The sequence below is a fragment of the Nocardioides sp. S5 genome (assembly GCF_017310035.1).
Taxonomy (GTDB): Bacteria; Actinomycetota; Actinomycetes; order Propionibacteriales; family Nocardioidaceae; genus Nocardioides.
Genome location: NZ_CP022296.1, coordinates 271,629 through 291,996, shown reverse-complemented (window position 1 = coordinate 291,996; position 20,368 = coordinate 271,629). Strand labels below are relative to the sequence as shown.

Below are 20,368 nucleotides of genomic sequence, written 5' to 3'. Positions count from 1 at the left end.
GATGGGTGCGAGCTCGGCCGGCGAGCCCAGTCGACGCCTCGGCCTCGGCGGGGCGCGCTGGCCAACGATCGAGGGCGACCCGCCGCTGGTGCTCGTACCCATCGGATCGCTCGAGCAGCACGGCCCGCACCTCCCGCTGGCGACGGACTCGATGCTGGCGTGTGCAGCGACCCGGGAGGTCGCCGTACGACTGGATGCTGCTGGTGTGCGCGTGCTGGTGGCGCCCGCTCTTGCGTATGGCGCCAGCGGCGAGCACGAGGACTTCCCGGGGACCATCTCGATCGGCCACGAGGCGCTCCATCTGCTGCTGGTCGAGCTCGGCCGATCGGCCTGCCGGTGGGCCAAGGGGTTGGTGTTCGTCAACGGTCACGGCGGCAATGTGCCCACGGTGGTGAGCGCCGTGACCACCCTGCGCGACGAGGGCCGCCCCGCCGCCTGGACAGGGTTCGGGGTGCTGGGCGGCGACGCGCACGCCGGCCGCACGGAGACCTCAATGCTGCGCAACCTGGCGCCGTGGACCGTGCGCATGGACCTCGCCGAGGCCGGGGCCACCGAGCCCATCGACCAGTTGATGCCGCGGCTGCGCAGCGTCGGCGTCCGCACCGTGTCGCCCAACGGCGTCCTCGGTGACCCGACCGGCAGCTCCCCGGACGAGGGCCGGCGACTCTTCGACGTGCTGGTGAACCGGCTGCATCGTGAGCTGACCGTTCTGGACGTCGGCAACGACGGCCGACTCCGGCGTCCCGAGCGCAGCAGCGTCAGATCGTGACCCTGCCGGACGGCTTCGGGGTCCGTCTGTCGTCCCGGACCAAGGTCTGTGACGGTGGCCGGTCACTGGTGGGCGGCAGCCGCGGCTCGGTGCTCTATCTCAGCGACGTCGCCGCCGAGCTGCTCGACGGCGGCCCGGTCCTGCGTGCGCACACCAGCGACGCCGCCACGCTGGCCAGGTCGCTCCTCGACAGGGGTTTCGCGGAGCCGTGGTGGCCGGACCCGGCCGGGCCCGACAGCGACGTCCTCGACGTGACCGTCGTGGTGCCGGTGCGCGACCGGGCGCCGGACCTGACCTCGTTGCTCGAGGCGCTGCCCTCATCGGTGCCGGTCGTGGTGGTCGACGACGGATCGCGCGATCCCGATCTCGTCGCCCGTGTCGCTCGTGCGTACGGCGCCTTGCTGGTCGTCCACGACGTCAATCGCGGCCCGGCGGCCGCCCGCAACTCCGGCCTGCGACACGTGACCACGCCCTTCGTCGCCTTCTGCGACTCCGACATCGTCCCCGACCCCGGCTGGCTGGCGACGCTGCGTCGGCATCTCGACGACCCAGCGCTGGCGATGGTCGCGCCGCGGGTGCTGGGTCCCGAGCGTCGCCCCGGTGACAGCTGGGTGGAGCGCTACGAACAGGCGCGGTCCTCCCTCGACCTCGGCCCCGAGCCGGCAGCGGTGCGTCAGCAGGGCGTCGTTGCCTACCTCCCGAGCGCCTGCCTGATCGCGCGCGTCGCCGTACTCGCCCGGCTCGGGTCCGGCCCCTTCGACGAGGCGCTGCGCTGCGGTGAGGACGTCGACCTGGTCTGGCGGCTGCTCGCCGCAGGCGCGGGTGTGCGCTACGAGCCGGCGGCCACCGTCCGCCATCGGCACCGCGCCCGGCTGGGGGAGTGGCTCGGACGCAAGGCCTTCTACGGCACGTCGGCGGCACCGCTGGCGCAGCGCCACGGCTCGGCGGTCGCGCCCCTCGTCATCTCGCCCTGGTCGGCCGTGTTCGCGGCCGCCCTCCTCGCCCAGCGCCGCTGGTCCGTCCCGGTCGCGCTAGCCTCGGCTGCCGTCGCGACGGCCGGCACCTCCCGTCAGCTGGGCCGCAGTGAGCGTCCCGTTCGCGCGGCGGCGATCCTGACGCTGGAGGGCAGCGTCACCGTGCTGTGGCAGACGGGCGCCGCGTTGACCCGCCACTACTGGCCGCTCGCGGCCCTGGCCGCCACCCAGTCACGCCGCGCCCGGCGCGCACTGGCCGTGGCCGCGGTGGTCGACGGACTGGTCGACCGGCGACGGGTCGGGGCCGACCTGGATCCCGTCCGCTACGTGCTGGCGCGACGGCTCGACGACCTGGCCTACGGGAGCGGCGTCTGGCTCGGCGCCGCCCGGGCGCGTTCCTTCGACGCGTTGCGCCCCGACGTACGCCTCTCTCGTCGCCGATGAATCACGGTGCAACCTCGTCGAACCTCCGGCGCGCGATGGTGGGGAACCGGGCGGGCTCCGGAGGGATGAGCGTGAATAATGAACCCATGGGTCGCGACGGCATGCGCGCAGAGGTGGCAGATTCCTGGCACCTGTCGGCGGCGGCGGGCGTGGACGTGGAGAGCATCGAGGCGCCGATCACGCTGGCCGAGTCCGACCTGCGTGACCACCGGGCGGCTCATCCGCTCGCCCAGGTCTTCCCGCTGCTCGACGACGTGCTCGGCCAGGCCGCGCGGGACTGCGGTGCGGTCATGGCGGTCAGCGACGCGGCCGGCCAGCTCCTGTGGGTGTGCGGCTCTCCGTCGACGCTGCGGCAGGCCGAGAAGATCGGCTTCGTCGAGGGCTCGAACTGGGACGAGCGCCTGGCCGGCACCAACGCTCCGGGTCTCGCCCTGCGCCTCGGCCAGCCTGTCCAGGTGCGGCGGTCGGAGCACTTCCGGCACTCGGTCCAGCAGTGGAGCTGTGCGGCATCGCCGATCCACGATCCGACGTCCAGCACCCTGCTCGGGGTCCTCGACATCACCGGCAACGACGACATCGCGGTGCCGCAGACGATGGCGATGGTGCGGGCGGCGGCCCGGATGGCCGAGGCCGAGCTCGCGCGTGAACTGCTCACGCGCGCCGCGCAGCCGGTCGAGTCCAAGGCCGGTCCGCAGGTCGTGGTCGAGCTGCTCGGACGCCACGAGGCGCTGCTCACGATCGACGCGCGCCACTCGCTGCGGCTCTCCCCGCGCCATAGCGAGATCCTGCTCCTCCTCGCCTCGGCCCCGCACGGGCTCTCCGGCGACGAGCTCGCGGTCCTGGTCTACGAGGACGACGGCGCGTCCTCCACCCTGCGCGCCGAGCTCAACCGGTTGCGCAACCTCCTCGGCGACGACCTCCTCGCCTCCCGCCCCTACCGTCTCGGGGCCCGGGTCGCCGGCGACTGGCTGGCGCTCGAGGCGCAGCTGGCGGCGGGCGACGTACGCCGAGCGCTGCGCGACTATCGCGGCCCGATCCTTCCCCGGTCGACCGCGCCCGGCGTGGTCCGGCTTCGCGACCAGCTGCACCACTCGCTGCGTGCCACGGTGCTGGCGAGCAAGGAACCCGACCTGATGTCGACGTGGACGCGCTCTCGGTGGGGCGCGGACGACTACGACATGTGGGTGGCGCAGCGCGATGCCCTCGGCGCGGTGTCGCCGATGCGTTCGCTGGTCGACGGGCAGCTCGCGCGCCTCGACCGCGACCTGGCCTGAGGGCCGGCCCGGGGGTTCGCAACGTTCATGCAACATGCCCGCTCCTAGCGTGACGGTCGTCACACACTCCCTCACTCTTTGGAGCATCACATGACTGTCTACGCCCAGCCCGGAACCGACGGTTCGGACATCGAGGTCAAGAGCCGCTACGGCCACTACATCGGCGGCGAGTGGGTCGACCCGATCAAGGGCGGCTACTTCGAGAACATCTCCCCGGTCAACGGCAAGCCCTTCACCGAGGTGGCGCGCGGGACCGCCGAGGACATCGAGGCCGCCATCGACGCTGCCTGGAACGCCGCCGACGGCTGGGGACGTTCATCGACCACCGAGCGTTCCAACGTCCTGCTCAAGATCGCCGACCGGATGGAGGCGAACCTCGAGTCCCTCGCCGTCATCGAGACGTGGGACAACGGCAAGGCGGTGCGCGAGACCATCAACGCGGACATGCCGCTGGCCATCGACCACTTCCGCTACTTCGCCGGCGCCCTGCGCGCCCAGGAGGGCGGCATCTCCGAGATCGACGAGAACACGATCGCCTATCACTTCCACGAGCCTCTGGGCGTCGTCGGCCAGATCATTCCGTGGAACTTCCCGATCCTGATGGCGGTCTGGAAGCTCGCGCCCGCCCTCGCGGCCGGCAACGCGGTCGTGCTCAAGCCGGCTGAGCAGACGCCGTGGTCGATCCTCAAGCTGATGGAGCTGATCGGCGACCTGCTGCCGGCTGGCGTGCTCAATGTCGTCAACGGCTTCGGTGTCGAGGCCGGCAAGCCGCTGGCGAGCAGCAGTCGCATCCGCAAGATCGCGTTCACCGGCGAGACCACGACCGGGCGGCTGATCATGCAGTACGCCTCGGAGAACATCATCCCGGTCACGCTCGAGCTCGGCGGCAAGAGCCCGAACATCTTCTTCGACGACGTCGCGGCCGAGAAGGACGCCTTCTACGACAAGGCGCTCGAGGGCTTCACGATGTTCGCGCTCAACCAGGGCGAGGTCTGCACGTGTCCGTCGCGCGCGCTCGTTCAGCGGTCGATGTACTCCGACTTCGTGCCCGACGCGATCGCCCGGGTCGAGGCCATCACCCAGGGCAACCCGCTCGACGTCACCACGATGATGGGCGCGCAGGCCTCCAACGACCAGCTCGAGAAGATCCTGTCCTACCTCGACATCGGCAAGCAGGAGGGCGCCAAGGTGCTCACCGGTGGTGAGCGCAACGTCCTCGAGGGCGACCTCGCCGAGGGCTACTACGTGCAGCCCACCGTCTTCGAGGGCGACAACTCGATGCGGATCTTCCAGGAGGAGATCTTCGGTCCGGTCGTCTCGCTCACCAGCTTCGACGACGAGGCCGACGCCCTCAAGATCGCCAACGACACAATGTTCGGCCTCGGTGCCGGTCTGTGGACCCGCGACGGCTCCCGTGCCTTCCGCGCCGGCAAGGCGATCCAGGCCGGCCGGGTCTGGACCAACTGCTACCACGCCTACCCCGCGCACGCGGCGTTCGGCGGCTACAAGCAGTCCGGCATCGGCCGCGAGAACCACAAGATGATGCTCGATCACTACCAGCAGACCAAGAACCTCCTGGTCTCCTACAGCCCCGACAAGCTGGGCTTCTTCTAAATGCTCGAACGAGTAGCGGTGACAGGTGAGGCGGCGGAGATGATCCGCCGCCTCACCGAGGCGCACGGCCCGGTGATGTTCCACCAGTCCGGTGGCTGCTGCGACGGGTCGTCGCCGATGTGCTACCCCGACGGCGAGTTCCGCACCGGCGACTCCGACATCCTGCTCGGCGAACTTGCTGTCGGGCTCGACCGCGACGTGCCCGTCTGGATGTCGAAGACCCAGTTCGAGTACTGGCAGCACACCCACCTCACCATCGATGTCGTCAAGGGCCGCGGCGCCGGCTTCTCCCTCGAGGCACCCGAGGGCGTGCGGTTCCTGATCCGATCACGTCTATTTACGGACGAGGAGTCCGCCACGGTCAACGGCTGACATGTAGGCCACGCCGGCACGCGCTGCTGCCAGCAAGTTGGACGACAACCCCGCGATCGTCATGGCGGGAGCGCGGTGATGCACCTAGTAGAGAGGCAATTTCGCCACTCAAGACACGGCTGCTTGCCGGCGGGCGTCAACGCGGCCCGACTAGCGCTGAACTTGCACTCCACTTTCAACTACCCGATAAGGAGACGATATGAATTGCCCAGGGAAGCCCGACCCAACTCGTTCAAGACTTCTGTCGAATCCGTCCCGTGAGGAGCGTCGCTTCGAGCCGCCCGCCGACCTCGCAGCCAACGCCAACGTCAAGGAGGAGGCCTACGCCCGCGCCGATTCCGACCGTGAGGCGTTCTGGGCCGAGGCCGCCGAGCGCCTCGACTGGGGCCAGCGCTGGGACCATGTCCTCGACTGGTCCAACCCGCCGTTCGCGAAGTGGTTCGTCGGCGGCACCATCAACGCCGCCGTCAACTGCGTCGACCGGCACGTCGATGCCGGCAACGGCGACAAGGTCGCGATCCACTGGGTCGGCGAGCCCGAGGACGACACCCGCGACATCACCTACGCCGATCTCCTCGACCAGGTCTCGCGCGCGGCCAACGCGCTGACCGACCTCGGCGTGCAGAAGGGCGACCGGGTCGCGATCTACATGCCGATGATCCCCGAGGTCGTCGTCGCGATGCTGGCGTGTGCGCGCCTCGGCGCCCCGCACACCGTGGTCTTCGGCGGCTTCTCCGCCGACGCCCTCGCCTCGCGCGTCACCGACTGCGGGGCGAAGGTGATCCTCACCGCCGACGGTGGCTACCGCCGCGGTGCGCCCAGTGCCCTGAAGCCCGCGGTCGACGAGGCCGTGGCCAAGGTCGCCGCCAAGGGCGGGGAGAGCCTCGTCGAGCACGTCGTCGTCGTACGCCGCACCGGCCAAGACGTCGAGTGGGACGACTCGCGCGACGTCTGGTGGCACGACGTCGTCGACGCCGCCTCGCCCGAGCACGACGCGGAGATGCACGACTCCGAGCACCCGCTCTACGTCATGTACACCTCCGGCACCACCGGCACACCGAAGGGCATCCTGCACACGACCGGCGGCTACCTCACCGGCACGTCCTACACACACTGGGCGGTCTTCGACCTCAAGGACGACGACGTCTACTGGTGCACCGCCGACGTCGGCTGGGTGACCGGGCACAGCTACATGGTCTACGGCCCGCTCGCCAACGGCGCGACGCAGGTGATGTACGAAGGCACCCCCGACGCCCCGCACAAGGGCCGCTGGTGGGAGATCATCGCGAAGTACGGCGTCACGATCTTCTACACCGCGCCGACCGCGATCCGGACGTTCATGAAGTGGGGCGACGACATCCCCGCCGAGCACGACCTGTCCTCGATCCGCCTGCTCGGCTCGGTGGGTGAGTCGATCAACCCCGAGGCCTACATCTGGTACCGCAAGCACATCGGTGCCGTTCAGGCGCCGATCGTCGACACCTGGTGGCAGACCGAGACCGGCCAGATGATGATCAGCCCGCTGCCCGGCGTGACCGCCGGCAAGCCCGGCTCGGCGATGAAGGCGCTGCCCGGCATCTCGATCGACGTGGTCAACGACGAGGCCCAGTCGGTCGGCAACGGCAACGGCGGCTACCTCGTGATCCGCGAGCCCTGGCCGGCGATGCTGCGCACTCTGTGGGGCGACGACCAGCGGTTCAAGGACACCTACTGGTCGCGCTGGGAGGGCCTCTACTTCGCCGGCGACGGCGCCAAGCTCGACGACGACGGCGACATCTGGCTGCTGGGCCGCGTCGACGACGTCATGAACGTGTCGGGCCACCGGCTCTCCACGACCGAGATCGAGTCGGCGCTGGTCTCGCACCCCAAGGTCGCCGAGGCGGCCGTGGTCGGGGCAGCCGACGACATGACTGGCCAGGCCGTGTGCGCCTTCGTGATCCTGCGCGACACGGCCGGCGACGGGGGGGCGGACATCGTCGAGGAGCTGCGCAAGCACGTCGCCAAGGAGATCGGCGCGATCGCGAAGCCGCGCCAGATCATGGTCGTGCCCGAGCTGCCGAAGACCCGCTCGGGCAAGATCATGCGCCGCCTGCTCAAGGACGTCGCCGAGCACCGTGAGGTCGGCGACGTGACCACGCTCGCCGACTCCACTGTCATGACGCTGATCACCGACAAGCTCACGTCCGGCAGTCCCAAGGACGACGGATGAACTCTGGCCGGACCAAGAAGGAGCAGCCCGCCGCACTGAGATTGATCTTGATGGGCCCCCCAGGAGCGGGCAAGGGGACGCAGGCGAGGGTCATCGCCGCCGAACTGGGAATCCCCGCCATTTCCACCGGGGATCTCTTCCGAGCCCATGTGGCGAAGCAGACACCCCTCGGCATCGAGGCGGAGCGTTTCATGAGCCTCGGCGAGTACGTCCCTGACTCCGTCACCAACGCGATGGTTCGAGATCGGCTTGACGAGGGTGACGCTCGCGGCGGATTCCTACTCGATGGCTATCCGCGCACATTGGCACAGGTTGAGGAACTCGACGTTCTGATGACCGCAAGAGGAATTGCTCTGGACGCGGTCATCTTGTTGATCGTTGATGGTGACGAAATCGTCGAGAGGCTGCTGCGGCGGGGTGCCACCGAGGGACGCACGGACGACAACGAGAGAGTGATCCGTCGCCGTCTTGACGTCTACGCGGAGGAGACCGAGCCATTGCTCTTGAACTACTCTCGCAGTGGCCTTCTCACCGAAGTCTTTGGTGCGGGTCCGCCTACCGAGGTGACCAGTCGAACCTTTGCCGCTCTACAGCGCTCCGGACTGACGGTGCCAAATCCCTCCCAGTTGAGTCCACGGGTGTGGTGTACGACGGGCCCGTCGTGAGCGTGGCGTCCTGACATAGCGACGGCCACCGCGTGATCCTTCAGAAGACCTGCGAAAGCACAACTGAAGGAGAACCAAACGATGACCGTCGACCCCAACTCTATTGACCTGCCCGCGTTCATGGCCGAGCACCTCCAGCGCGCCGAACCCGACCTGCTCCGATCGATGCTGTCCACGTTCGTTCAGGCGTTGATGTCGGCCGAGGCCGACGCGATCTGCGGCGCCCCGTATGGCGAACGCAGCCCGGATCGGACCAACTCCCGCAACGGCTACCGGACCCGGGACTTCGACACCCGCACCGGGACGATGCAGGTCGCGATCCCCAAGCTGCGCGAGGGGTCCTACTTCCCCGACTGGCTCCTCGAGCGACGCCGTCGTGCGGAGCGAGCACTGACCACCGTGGTGGCGACCTGCTACCTCCTCGGGGTCTCTACCCGGCGGATGGAGAAGCTCGTCGAAACGCTCGGCATCACCCGGCTGTCCAAGTCGCAGGTCAGCGTGATGGCCAAGGAGCTCGACGCGCACGTCGAGGACTTCCGGACCCGGCCACTCGATGCCGGGCCGTACACGTTCGTGGCCGCGGACGCGTTGACGATGAAGGTCCGCGAAGGCGGCCGGGTGGTCAACACCCACGTGCTGGTCGCCACCGGCATCAACGCCGACGGCCACCGCGAGATCCTCGGCGTGGACATCTGCTCAGCCGAGTCCGAGGCCGGCTGGCTGACCCTGTTCCGTGGCCTGAACGCCCGCGGCCTGACCGGGGTCAAGCTCGTCACCTCGGACGCCCACAGCGGTCTGGTCGCCGCGATGACCTCGACCCTGGACGGTGCCGCCTGGCAACGCTGCCGGACCCACTACGCCGCGAACCTGATGTCCGCGACGCCCAAGTCGTCGTGGGGCTGGGTCAAAGCGATGCTGCACTCGATCTACGACCAGCCCGACGCCAAGGCCGTGCACGCCCAGTTCGACCGCGTCATCGAGACCCTGTACGAGAAGCTCCCCGCGGTGGCTGAGCACCTCGAGGAAGCTCGCGCCGACATCCTGGCCTTCACCGCGTTCCCGAAGGAGATCTGGCGCCAGATCTGGTCCAACAACCCGAACGAACGGCTCAACCGCGAGATCCGCCGCCGTACCGACGTCGTCGGGATCTTCCCCGACCGCAACTCCGCCATCCGGCTCATCGGCGCCGTGCTGGCCGAGCAGCACGACGACTGGGCCGAAGGACGCCGCTACCTCGGACTCGACGTCCTGGCCCGCTCCCGCATCGCCCTGATCAACACCGACGACACCACCGACCAAAAGGAGGACCTGACACCCGCCGCACTCACTGCCTAGAGTGCTGCCACCGGGTCACGCGGTGGCCCCTTCATCCACCACGACCGTGGACTCGACCCACCAGTCACCTCAGCGGATCCCTACGGATCAGAAGGTTTGGGGTTCGAATCCCTACAGGCGCGCAGATCAAAAACGGTCCCGGCTCCACGCCGGGGCCGTTTTCTGCATCTCAGCCCGCCTGCGGACCGCTGTGCCGGTGGCGCTTGGGCCGGTTGGCCAGCACCAGGAACAGGCCCATCCCCACCACCACGAGGGTGGCCATGGTGAGCAGCACCGCTGCCCACAGGAACGGCGGCCAGTCGTGCTGGACGTACTGCTGGGTGAGCATCGCGACCTCCGGGTCTCTCGGCGATCCCTCCACGATGGCGCCGGGGGCACCACCCGCGACAGGTCCGGAGGACCCGTCGCGGGTGGGCCGGAAGGCCCGGGCGCTGACCCGGGCTGACCCGGGCTGACCCGATCAGGCCTGCCAGATCCGCAGCCAGTCGACCGACATGTGCTGGGGCAGCTGCTCGTCCCGCATGTAGGACAGCTCGTAGTCGGAGGCGAGCAGGCTCAGGATCGGGTACTGGGGCTGACCGGAGACGCCCTTGCGCGTGCGCCAGGTCTCCTTGCCGTCGATCCTGAAGATGTACATCTTCGGGGTCCACTCCACGGAGAAGACGTGGTAGTTCTTCGACCACCCGTCGCGCCGGTTCTTCAGGAAGCTCCTCGGCTGCTTGATCCAGGAACCGGTCTTGACGACCCGGCCGTCGCGCTTCCAGTGGATGAAGCTCGTCAGGCCGCCGCGGCGGTGCTTGTCGCCGAAGTACTCGATGACGTCGATCTCGGCGCCCGCCGTGCGCGGGCTGCCGGCCCGCGAGACCTCGGGCTGCATCCAGAAGCTGCTGTGCTGGCCACGACGCGTGTGCATCTTGATCCGCGCGGCCGCGAAGCCGTACGTGAACGACACGCGGTCCTGCGTCGAGATGTGGCCGTTGAGACGGTAGGCGTAGCGGCCGGACGAGGAGCCCCGCTTGACCGCCTTGCACCTGTCCTTGCGGCTGCGGTCCTTGATCACGCTGAGGCGCACCTTGCCGCCGCGCACCTTGACGGCCTTCGGGCTGCCCTTGGAGCACAGTCTCTTGCTGGCCCGCTCGTAGGTCTGGCCGCGGTGGCTCCACTCGGGTCGCAGCGAGCGACCCGAGAAGTTCTCGGTGTAGTGGGGTGTGCGCCAGCGTGCGGTGCTCTCTCCACGGCTGGTGGTCGGGCGCAGGCCCTTGAACCGGTGGGCCTTCACGCGGTAGGTCAGCGGGAGGCCACGGCGGGTGGCGCGCGCGGAGAACTCCGCACGCCCGCGGCGGTCCGAGCGCGCCTTGCCGACGTTCTTCCACCCCGAGCCGCGCTTGACCTGGAGCCGGACGGGTCGACCGGCACGGCGGGGCTTGACGGTGGCGGCGATGGCCACCCGGGCAGCGTCGGGGCTGGCCGTGCGGCGCCCCTGCTGCACGATCTGGGGCAGCACCTGGATCTTCGCCCGGGACCGGGTGGCCCGGCGTTCGGGCGACGACAGTGCAGTTGGGGCGGCCACCGACGGATCGGCGGCCGACCCGGTGCTTGTGGCCAGGAGCAGGGACGCGGGCATCAGCAGCGCGAGGGCGCCACCGGCCAGCGCGCGTGGTGCGGGCATGGCGATGTCTCCTTCGTTCATCGTGACTCGTGTCTCTCGACAGCTCTCCACTCGAGGGTGTCCCGCGTGCCTGGCGCAGCCAAATCGTCGGGTCGGTCCGTAGGCTCGCCGTCGTGCCGATCGACGACGCCACCCGACCTCGCGTGGCCGGGCAGGTGGACCTGACTCCGACGCAGCGTCACGCCGGCGACCACCTGCGGATGATCCACGACCACTTCCGCCAGCAGCTGGCCCAGCTGACGGCGGCCGTCACCGAGCTCCGCGAGGGCACGCTCGACGTGGGTGCCGTCCGCGAGCACCTGCACCGACTGGCCCCCGCACTCACGACGCAGCAGGTGTCGGGGCTGTGCCAGCAGGTCTGCCGGTTCCTGACGATGCACCACACCATCGAGGACCAGAACCTGTTCCCCGCCGTCGCCACCCTGGAGGCGTACGCCCCGGTCGCGGCGCGGCTGGCCGAGGAGCACCTCGACATCCACGCCCACCTCGAGCGGGTCGACGAGCTCGCGGTGGCCGTGCTCTCCGACCCGACGCACGTCGACGCCCTGGTGGTGGCCGTGGCGGACCTGCGCGCGGACCTCGAGTCGCACTTCACCTACGAGGAGACCGAGATGACCGAGCCGCTCGGACTGCTGGGGCTGGGGATCTAGCCCGGCGCAGGACCGACCGGACGGATCAGCGGCTGAACACCGGGTGGATGCCCGGGGGCGGCGTGAGGGTGTCGTCCGGCTCCCACGCCGCGAGGTGCGCGCCGTTCGCGACGGCCAGCTCACGCAGCCGGACCGGGAACTCCCACACGCCCGGCGCCGAGCCGATGGCGAGGCGGCTCACCATGTGGAGGTAGAACGGCCGGCCGGATCCGGGCTGCACCCACACCTCGGCCATCGGCGACACGGCCACCTGCTGCAGGCTCGACAGCGGGACCGTCCTGCGCGCCCACCGACCCTGGGCGCGGAGCTCGCCGTCACGCACCACGACGCAGCGTCGCAGCTCGAGCAGGGTGGCCGCACCGACGACCAGGAAGACGAGACCCCACGGGTTCTGCTTCCAGAACACGCTGGCGAGCCCGACCGCCAGCAGCAGCCCGCCACCCGCCAGGAAGGCCCAGCGCTCGGACCAGTGCGGACGTCCCACGAGGGTGCTTGCGTCATCAGGCACACACGCATGGTGTCACTACGCCACAGCCGCCAGGAGCCACGTCTGGGCCTAGCGGTCCAGCAGCGGGCGCGCCGGGTCCCAGGTCGTGCCGTCGCGCTCGTCGCGTCGCCTCCGCGCGATCGCGGACAGCGCCTCCAGCACGACGCGGTTGGCGAGCGCAGCCGTGATGTCGGCGTGGTCGTAGGGCGGGCTGACCTCCACGACGTCGATGCCTACGACGGGCAGCTCGAGGCAGATGCGGCGTACGGCGTCGAGCAGCTCGCGGGCACTGAGGCCGCCGGGCTCCGGGGTGCCGGTGCCCGGCGCGTGGCCGGGGTCGCAGACGTCGATGTCGACGGAGAGGAAGACGCCGTCGCACTCGTCGGTGGCGATGGCGAAGGCCTCGGTCAGGCACGCGGTGAGCCCGCGGTGGACGATCTCGGTCATCTCGTAGGACCGCATCCTCTCCGCGGCCATCCAGTCGAGGGTCTCGGGACCGGGCCAGTAGCCGCGCAGTCCGACCTGGAGGAAGCGGTCGCCGCGCAGCGCACCCGACTCGATGAGGCGTCGCATCGGCTGGCCGTGGCCCCACAGCGAGCCGAACTCGATGTCGCCGGTGTCGGCGTGCGCGTCGAAGTGGATCATCGAGACGCGGCCGTGGCCGAGCACGTTGGCCACGCCCTTCGCGTCGGGGAAGGCGATCGAGTGGTCGCCGCCGAGCACGACGGGGATGGCGCCGGCGCGGGCGACCTTCTCCACCGCCGCCTCCAGCACCCCGAGGGCGCGCTCGATGTCGCCGGGCGGCATCTCGACGTCGCCGGCGTCGACCACACGGAGGTCCTGGAGGCCGTCGGTGCGCAGCGCCAGGCTCGGCCGCGAGCCGTCGTGCGGGAGGTAGTCGGTCATCCGGATCGCCTGCGGCCCGAAGCGCGTGCCCGGGCGGTGCGACGTGCCGCCGTCGAAGGGTGCGCCGACCACGACGACGTCGGCGCCGGCGTACGTCGCCGGGTCGTCGAGGTCGCACGCGGGGACGCCGAGGAAGGTGATGTCCGGGCCGAACTGAGCGCCGTAGCGAGCCATGGGCCGATGCTAGAGCGCTACCAGTCCCCCAGCGCCGCGAACCGCTCGCCGATCAGCCGGTGGGCCGCGGAGTCGGGGTGAAGGTTGTCCGGCAGCGGGAGGCGCTCCTCGTCCGCGGGGCCGTAGAGCGCCAGCCCGTCGACGTACGCCAGGTGCGGGTCGTCGCGTCGCTCGACCACCTCGGCGAGCACCTCGCGCACCACCTCCAGGGTGAGCGCTCCGCGCGCCACCTGCGCGGGGTCCCCGCCGGCGACGAACGCCACCCGGCCCTCGGCGAAGGCCTCTGCGTCGGGGGCGGTGGGTCCCGGCACCGACTCGTGGATCGCGCAGTGCACGGGCGAGACCACCCGGACCGGGGTGTCGGGGTGGCCGTCACGGATCGTGTCGAGCCAGCCGTGGACCGCCGGGCCCAGCGCGCGGCGGCGGATCAGGTCCTGGTTGACCAGGTTGACGCCGAGCTTGAGGCTTATCAGGTCGGCAGGGGTGTCGCGGATGGTGCGCGCGACGAAGGGGTCGAGCAACGCACTGCCGCCGAGGCCGAGGTTGACCAGGTCGAGCCGGGCCAGGCGCGCGGCCACGACCGGCCACGGCTCGGTGGGGTGGGTCGCGATCGACCCGTGGCTGATCGAGCTGCCGTGGTGGACCCACCGGGGCCGGTCGTCGTCGACCGCGGTCACGTGCGCATCCGCGCGCAGGTCGACGAGCGCGGTCTGCTCGTCGTGCGGCAGCCAGACCTCGACGTGCTTCGCACCCGCCGGGAGCGCGATCACGAGGGTCGTCGGGTCGCCTGCGGTGAAGGTGCTCGCCCCCGTCATCATGTCGACGTCGAGCACGTTGCCGCCGGGTGCCTGGAGCCGGTCGACCAGCGCGCCGTCGACCAGCACGTCGTACCACCCGTCGGGTCGCGCCGGGGCGCCGACGTAGCGCCGCTTGGTGGGCAGCACGTCGAGCTCCAGGCGGGTGGCGGTGGTGCGCAGCGCGAGGCGTACGCCGGCGGGCTGGGCCTCGACGAGGTGGAGCTGCGGGTCGTCGGACTGCGCGCGGGCCCACCCGGGCAGTCGGTGCGGCAGCAGGCCGCGGTCGGTGGGCTCGAGCTCGAGGGCGCCCTTCACGAGGGTCTCGAGCAGGGTCGGGTCGGTCATCGGGTCTCCCAGGAGCGGAACAGGGTGTCGAGCCCGTCGAGCACGCGCTCCCACGTGTCGTCGGACGTCGGTGCCCCGGGGGCACCGTGGCTGAAGGCGCCAGCCGCGTCGAGGGCGGCGTAGCCGTGGAAGGTCGCGCCCAGCAGGCGTACGGCGTGGGTCCCGTCGGCGTCGGACAGGGCGTAGTCGCGGAGCGAGGCGCGAGCCAGGTCGGCGTGGCGCGGGCCGGCGCTGGCGGCGGCCGCGGCGGGGTCGAGGGGCAGCCGGGTCGCGGCGTAGCGGCCCGGGTGCTCGCGCGCATAGGTGCGCCAGACCCCACCGACGGCGGTGAGGGCGTCGCGCCCGCTGACCCCGGCGAGGGCCGCGGCGACGAGGTCGGCGCTCTCCTCGAGGGCCAGCAGCGCGACCCGCACCTGGAGGTCGCGCAGGCTGCTCACATGGGCATAGAGGCTCGGGACCGCCACCCCGAAGCGACGGGCCAGGGCCGAGAGGCTGAGCCCGTCGACGCCCACCTCGTCGGCGAGGTCGGCAGCGGCCTCGGCAAGGCGGTCGCCGGTCAGTCCTGCGCGTGGCACGGGCCGCTCCCTTCGTTCGTGAGGTTGAAACCTAACATCTATAGGACGGTGGTCGGGGGGGAACCACCATTGACATTAGTTCGAGACTCGTACTTAATAGTGACGTGGCTCTCGTGCTCGGCATCGACTCATCGACCCAGTCGACCAAGGCGCTCCTCGTCGACACCGACGACGGGCGCGTGGTCGACGCCCGGACCGCTCCGCACCCGCCCGGCACCGAGGTCGATCCGCGTGCCTGGCTGGGCGCGGTCGACGACGCGACGCAGGGCCTGCTCGAGCGGGCCGACGCGGTCTCCGTCGCCGGCCAGCAGCACGGCATGGTCGCCCTCGACGCCGACGGCGAGCCCGTGCGCGACGCCCTGCTCTGGAACGACACCCGCTCCGCAGGCGCCGCCCACGACCTCATCACCGAGATGGGCGGGCCGCAGGCCTGCGCCGACGCGGTCGGTAGCGTGCTGGTCGCCTCCTTTACCGTCACCAAGCTGCGCTGGCTGCGCGACCACGAGCCCGACCGGGCCGCCCGCGTGGCGTCGGTCCTGCTCCCCCACGACTACGTCTCCCGCCACCTGTCCGCGGCGGGCACCCCGGCCTTCACCGACCGCGGCGACGCCTCCGGCACCGGCTACTTCGCCACCGCCGAGGGGTCCTGGCGCCCCGACCTGCTCGAGCGCGCGCTGGGCAGGTCGGCGGACCTGCCGCGGGTGGTCGCGCCCGGCACGGCGGCGGCGGAGACCGCCGGCGGAGCCCTGGTCGCGGGCGGCACCGGGGACAACATGGGCGCCGCCCTGGGGATGGCGCTGCGTCCCGGCGACGTGCTCGTCTCGGTCGGCACCTCCGGCGTCGCCTCTGCGGTCAGCACGGTCCCGGTCGCCGACGGCACCGGCGTGGTCACCGGCTTCGCCGACGCCAGCGGCGGCTACCTGCCGATGGTGACGACCATGAACGCCGCCGGGATCCTCGACCTCCAGGCGCAGTGGCTGGGTGTCGACCACGACGGCCTCGCCGAGCTCGCCCTGGCGTCCACGCCCGGCGCGGGCGGCGTCACCCTGCTGCCCTACTACGGCGGTGAGCGCACCCCCAACCGTCCCGACGCCGTCGGCACCTGGACCGGGCTCACGCCCCGCACGACCCGCGCCGACCTGGCGCGAGCGGCGTACGAGGCGCTCCTGTGCTCGCTCGCCGACGCCGTCGACCGGCTGGTGGCCGCCACCAGCGAGCAGCCCCGCCGCCTGCTGATGGTCGGCGGCGCCACGAAGAGCCCCGCGCTGCGGGCGCTGGCCCCGGCGATCCTCGGCGCGTCCGTGACGCTGCCGCCGTCGGGTGAGTACGTCGCCCTCGGCGCCGCGCGGCAGGCCGCGTGGGCGCTCGCCCGGACGTCCGCTCCGCCGACCTGGCCGGCCGCCGAGACGACCGTGCTCGAGGCCGACCCCACCCCCCACGTCCGCGAGGTCTACGCCGACCTCCGTGAGCGCACCGCCCCCTGGACCCCTGCAACGGAAGGCACGTCATGACCACCCAGATCCCCACCCCCACCCCCGAGGACAAGTTCTCCTTCGGCCTCTGGACCGTCGGCTGGCAGGGCGTCGACCCGTTCGGCGGCGCGACGCGCCCGCCCATGGACACCGTCCACGCGCTGGAGAAGCTGGCCGAGCTCGGCGCCTACGGCGTGAACTTCCACGACGACGACGTGATCCCCTTCGGCTCCGACGACGCCACCCGCGACAAGATCATCGCCCGCTTCAAGAAGGGCCTCGAGGACACCGGCCTGGTCGTCACCACCGCGACCACCAACCTCTTCAGCCACCCGGTCTTCAAGGCCGGCGGCTTCACCAACAACAACCGCGAGATCCGTCGCTTCGCGCTGCGCAAGGTGATGCGCAACATCGATCTGGCCGCCGAGCTCGGCGCCAAAGTCTACGTCGCGTGGGGCGGGCGCGAGGGCGCGGAGTACGGCGCCTCGCAGGACACCACCGTCGCGCTGGACCGCATGAAGGAGGCCTTCGACCTCCTCGGCGACTACGTGACCGAGAAGGGCTACGACCTCCGCTTCGCGATCGAGCCCAAGCCCAACGAGCCCCGCGGCGACATCCTGCTGCCCACCATCGGGCACGCGCTGGCCTTCATCAACGAGCTCGAGCGCCCCGAGCTGGTGGGCGTGAACCCGGAGATCGGGCACGAGGAGATGGCCGGCATGAACGCCGCCGCGGGGTACGCCCAGGCGCTGTGGGCCGGCAAGCTCTACCACATCGACCTCAACGGCCAGAACGGCCCGAAGTACGACCAGGACCTGCGCTTCGGCGCCGGCAACGTGCGCGGCGCGTTCTGGATCGTCGACGTGCTCCTCGCCGGTGGCTACGACGGCCCGGTGCACTTCGACTACAAGCCCTCGCGCATCGAGGACGAGGACGGCGTGTGGGTCAGCGCCGCGGCCAACATGCGCAACTACCTGATCCTGCGCGAGAAGGTGAAGGCCTTCCGCGCCGACCCCGAGGTGCAGGAGGCGCTGGTCGCCGCGCGCCTGCCCGAGCTGGCCCAGCCCACCCTCGGCGAGGGCGAGGACTGGAAGCAGCTGCTCGAGTGGCAGCTGCCCGACCCCGAGGCACTGGCCACGATCGGCGCTGCCACCGAGCACCTCGACCAGCTGGCGCTCGAGCACCTGTACGGCGTCCGCTGACCGTGGACCGTCCCGGCGGCGCCGGCACCGAGGGACTGCGGCGCGACAACACCGCCGCGGTCCTGCGTTCCCTGCGCCGCTGCGGACCCTCCACCCGGGCCGAGCTCGCCAAGGACACCGGACTCGCCAAGGCCACCGTCGGCGTGATCGTCGCGGACCTCCAGGCCGCCGGTGCGGTGGCCGAGGAGGGCTCGCGACCCGGGGTGCGAGGCCGGCCCGGCCGCCCGGTGGCGCTGCGCGGCGAGGGTGTCGTCGCGCTCGGGCTGGAGCTCAACGTCGACTACACCTCCGCCGTGGTCCTCGACCTGGCCGGACAGGTGGTCCTCAGCGAGAGCCGGCCCGGCACCGGCGACACCGCCGACCTGCTGGCGCTCGCCCGTGACGCGTACGCCGCCGCGGTCGGCGACGGCCGCCGGCTGGTCGGCGCCACCGTGGCGGTGCCGGCGCTGGTCCGCGGCGACAACCGCACCGTCGCGTGGGCACCCAACCTCCACCTCGAGGGCGCGGGCCTCGCCGACGACCTCACGGCCACGCTGGCCGAACTCGGCGCCGGACCGACCCCGGCCGTGCGGGTGAGCAACGACGCCAACTGCGCGGCGTACGCCGAGTCCCACCACGGGGCCGCGCGCGGCGCCGCCCACGCGCTCTACCTCACCGGCACCGTCGGCATCGGCGCCGGCATCGTGCAGGGCGGCGAGCTGGTGCGCGGGGCTGCGGGCTTCGCCGGCGAGGTCGGCCACATGCCCCTCGGTGACGCGTCCGCGGTGTGCGGGTGCGGCCGCCACGGCTGCTGGGAGGCCTCGGTCGGCCTGCACGCGATGCTCGCCGAGGTCGGCATGCACGAGCTGGACACCCCGCTGCGGACCGCGGAGGCCGTGGCCGAGCGCGCCGCCACCGACGCCGGGGTGCGCGCCGGCCTCGAGCGCGTCGGGCGCGGCGTCGGCCTCGGCATCGCGATGCTCAGCAGCGTGCTCGACCCCGAGGTCGTCGTGCTCGGCGGCTACTTCGCGCCGCTCGGCGACCTCGTGCTCGACCCGGCGAGGCGCACGCTCGACGAACGACTGGCCTCCGAGGCGCAGGTGCGCCCCGAGCTGCGACTCAGCACGCTCGGCATCCGCGCGGCCGCCCTCGGCGCCGCCGAGCAGTCGCTGGGACCGGTCTTCAGCGGTGAGCTCGACCTGACGTCCTGAGCCCGCGACCGGTCAGCCGGCGAGGCGGGCGCGTACGTCGACCAGCGCGGTGCCCAGCGCGGCCACCGGGTCCACGAAGAGCGGCTCGAGCGCGATCTCGGCCGCTCCGAGCAGCGCCGAGTCCGATCCCAGGCCGGGCAGCGTGAGCCGCACCGACTCCAGAGGCGCGGGCAGGGCGCGGTCGGCCAGTCCGGCCTCGATGTCGGGCCCGACGAGCTGGTGGAGCGAGCGGAAATATCCCCCGAGGATCACCAGCCGCGGGTTGAACATGTTGACGATGCTGGCCAGCCCGTGGCCGATCGCGGTGCCGGTGCGGCGCAGCTCCGGCGACGGGGAGTCGAAGCCGTCCAGCACCTCGTCGAGCTGGGCGACCTTGTCGGGCGGGCAGTGGATGGCCTCGGCGATGGCGTGGCCGCCGACCTCGGTCTCCCAGCAGCCGCGGTTGCCGCAGTGGCAGGGGCGACCACCGGGGTCGAAGCGGAGGTGGCCCACCTCGCCGGCGTAGCCGCCGGCACCTTCGAGCCGGTGCCCGCCCATGATCACGCCGGCGCCGACGCCGACGTTGCCGGAGACGTAGATGAGGTCGTCGATGCCCACCCCGACACCGCGGGTGTGCTCGGCGAGCGCACCGAGGTCGGCGTCGTTCGCCAGCGACACGGGGACGTCGAGGCCCAGCGCGGCCAGGACGATGCCCCCGAACGACACGTCGTGCCACTCGAGGTTGGGCGCGAGCCGGATCAGGCCGTCGCTGCGCCGCACCATGCCGGGCACGCTGATGCCGATGCCCACCAGCGGCGAGGCGGCGGGCGCGTCCTCGACGACCTCGCGGATGAGTGCGGCCACCGAGGCGCCGACCTGCCAGGCCTCGCCCTCGGCGGGCACCGGCGCCTGCGCCCGCTGGAGCACCCGGCCGCCGAGGCCGACGCGGGCCACCACGGCCCGGTCGACCCCGAGGTCCACGGCGATCACGCACGGGCCGTCGGCGGCGATCGCCACCCCGGCCGAGGGGCGTCCGGCGCCCTGTCGGGCACCTCCGGCGGGGGTCGCCCGCTCGGAGATGCCCAGGGACTCCAGCTCCGCGACCAGCCCGGCGATGGTGCTCCGGTTGAGGCCCATCAGGCTGGTGAGCTCGGCCCGGGAGATCTGTCCGGCACCGTGGACGTGGCGCAGCAGCGTCCCGAGGTTGTGGCGCCGGACGGCCTCCTGGTTGGTGCCGAGGCCCGAGCGCCGCTGGGCGGTCATGTG

At 71.5% G+C, this 20,368-nt stretch carries 19 protein-coding genes; 12 read left to right on the top strand and 7 right to left on the bottom strand.

The genetic code is table 11. The features are described from left to right. The first annotated feature begins 1 nt into the window (after position 1). The 8 genes from mftE to CFI00_RS01435 all read left to right on the top strand — a co-directional run bounded on the left by mftE (position 2) and on the right by CFI00_RS01435 (position 9,656). Positions 2 to 769, top strand: coding sequence for a mycofactocin biosynthesis peptidyl-dipeptidase MftE (mftE, locus tag CFI00_RS01470; RefSeq protein ID WP_207083548.1), 768 nt, complete (start codon positions 2 to 4; stop codon positions 767 to 769). Continuing rightward, on the top strand, positions 766 to 2,187 hold the full coding sequence (gene mftF, locus CFI00_RS01465; RefSeq protein ID WP_207083547.1) for a mycofactocin biosynthesis glycosyltransferase MftF: 1,422 nt from the start codon (positions 766 to 768) through the stop codon (positions 2,185 to 2,187). Before mftE ends, mftF begins: the two co-directional genes overlap by 4 nt. Before the next feature lie 86 nt (positions 2,188 to 2,273). Next, positions 2,274 to 3,461 carry a GAF domain-containing protein gene (locus CFI00_RS01460; protein ID WP_207083546.1) on the top strand — a complete coding sequence of 396 codons (1,188 nt, stop codon included), beginning with the start codon at positions 2,274 to 2,276 and terminating at the stop codon, positions 3,459 to 3,461. 90 nt (positions 3,462 to 3,551) lie between these two features. Then, positions 3,552 to 5,075 (top strand): aldehyde dehydrogenase family protein, encoded by a 1,524-nt coding sequence (locus CFI00_RS01455; protein WP_207083545.1) that lies wholly within the window; start codon positions 3,552 to 3,554, stop codon positions 5,073 to 5,075. Further along, a complete protein-coding gene (locus CFI00_RS01450) occupies positions 5,076 to 5,447 on the top strand; it encodes a DUF779 domain-containing protein (RefSeq protein ID WP_207083544.1) in 372 nt (123 codons plus the stop codon). Between the two features lie 199 nt (positions 5,448 to 5,646). Continuing rightward, positions 5,647 to 7,656, top strand: coding sequence for an acetate--CoA ligase (acs, locus tag CFI00_RS01445; RefSeq protein WP_207083543.1), 2,010 nt, complete (start codon positions 5,647 to 5,649; stop codon positions 7,654 to 7,656). Positions 7,657 to 7,691: 35 nt separating this feature from the next. Then, positions 7,692 to 8,321 (top strand): adenylate kinase, encoded by a 630-nt coding sequence (locus CFI00_RS01440; RefSeq protein ID WP_207085324.1) that lies wholly within the window; start codon positions 7,692 to 7,694, stop codon positions 8,319 to 8,321. A gap of 81 nt (positions 8,322 to 8,402) precedes the next feature. Further along, positions 8,403 to 9,656: an IS256 family transposase gene (locus CFI00_RS01435; protein WP_207083542.1), complete on the top strand. Its 1,254-nt coding sequence runs from the start codon at positions 8,403 to 8,405 to the stop codon at positions 9,654 to 9,656. Between the two features lie 169 nt (positions 9,657 to 9,825). Here CFI00_RS01435 and CFI00_RS01430 read toward each other — a convergent pair whose 3' ends face one another. After that, positions 9,826 to 9,984 carry a hypothetical protein gene (locus CFI00_RS01430; RefSeq protein WP_207083541.1) on the bottom strand — a complete coding sequence of 53 codons (159 nt, stop codon included), beginning with the start codon at positions 9,982 to 9,984 and terminating at the stop codon, positions 9,826 to 9,828. A gap of 132 nt (positions 9,985 to 10,116) precedes the next feature. Continuing rightward, positions 10,117 to 11,325: a glycoside hydrolase family 16 protein gene (locus CFI00_RS01425; RefSeq protein ID WP_207083540.1), complete on the bottom strand. Its 1,209-nt coding sequence runs from the start codon at positions 11,323 to 11,325 to the stop codon at positions 10,117 to 10,119. A gap of 113 nt (positions 11,326 to 11,438) precedes the next feature. Here CFI00_RS01425 and CFI00_RS01420 point away from each other — a divergent pair, with 113 nt between their 5' ends. Then, complete coding sequence (locus CFI00_RS01420; protein WP_207083539.1) at positions 11,439 to 11,975, top strand: hemerythrin domain-containing protein; 537 nt, start codon at positions 11,439 to 11,441, stop codon at positions 11,973 to 11,975. A gap of 25 nt (positions 11,976 to 12,000) precedes the next feature. Here the strand turns inward: CFI00_RS01420 and CFI00_RS01415 are convergent, their stop codons facing one another. The 4 genes from CFI00_RS01415 to CFI00_RS01400 are packed head-to-tail and all read right to left on the bottom strand — an operon-like array spanning position 12,001 to position 15,259. Further along, positions 12,001 to 12,483 (bottom strand): hypothetical protein, encoded by a 483-nt coding sequence (locus CFI00_RS01415; protein WP_207083538.1) that lies wholly within the window; start codon positions 12,481 to 12,483, stop codon positions 12,001 to 12,003. Positions 12,484 to 12,531: 48 nt separating this feature from the next. After that, positions 12,532 to 13,542, bottom strand: coding sequence for an agmatinase (gene speB / locus CFI00_RS01410; protein WP_207083537.1), 1,011 nt, complete (start codon positions 13,540 to 13,542; stop codon positions 12,532 to 12,534). A gap of 17 nt (positions 13,543 to 13,559) precedes the next feature. Next, a complete protein-coding gene (locus CFI00_RS01405) occupies positions 13,560 to 14,684 on the bottom strand; it encodes an SGNH/GDSL hydrolase family protein (RefSeq protein ID WP_207083536.1) in 1,125 nt (374 codons plus the stop codon). Continuing rightward, entirely contained in the window at positions 14,681 to 15,259 is a 579-nt protein-coding gene (locus CFI00_RS01400; RefSeq protein ID WP_207083535.1) for a TetR/AcrR family transcriptional regulator, read from the bottom strand. The genes CFI00_RS01405 and CFI00_RS01400 overlap by 4 nt, the downstream gene beginning before the upstream one ends. Before the next feature lie 104 nt (positions 15,260 to 15,363). Between CFI00_RS01400 and xylB the strand changes: the two genes are divergently transcribed. From xylB to CFI00_RS01385, 3 genes are read left to right on the top strand one after another with little or no spacing between them, the layout of a single operon-like run. Continuing rightward, positions 15,364 to 16,770 (top strand): xylulokinase, encoded by a 1,407-nt coding sequence (xylB, locus tag CFI00_RS01395; protein WP_207083534.1) that lies wholly within the window; start codon positions 15,364 to 15,366, stop codon positions 16,768 to 16,770. Next, positions 16,767 to 17,933: a xylose isomerase gene (xylA, locus tag CFI00_RS01390; RefSeq protein WP_207083533.1), complete on the top strand. Its 1,167-nt coding sequence runs from the start codon at positions 16,767 to 16,769 to the stop codon at positions 17,931 to 17,933. The genes xylB and xylA overlap by 4 nt, the downstream gene beginning before the upstream one ends. Positions 17,934 to 17,935: 2 nt before the next feature. After that, positions 17,936 to 19,123: an ROK family transcriptional regulator gene (locus CFI00_RS01385; protein WP_207083532.1), complete on the top strand. Its 1,188-nt coding sequence runs from the start codon at positions 17,936 to 17,938 to the stop codon at positions 19,121 to 19,123. 12 nt (positions 19,124 to 19,135) lie between these two features. Here the strand turns inward: CFI00_RS01385 and CFI00_RS01380 are convergent, their stop codons facing one another. Next, positions 19,136 to 20,365 (bottom strand): ROK family protein, encoded by a 1,230-nt coding sequence (locus CFI00_RS01380; protein ID WP_207083531.1) that lies wholly within the window; start codon positions 20,363 to 20,365, stop codon positions 19,136 to 19,138. Positions 20,366 to 20,368: the final 3 nt, after the last annotated feature.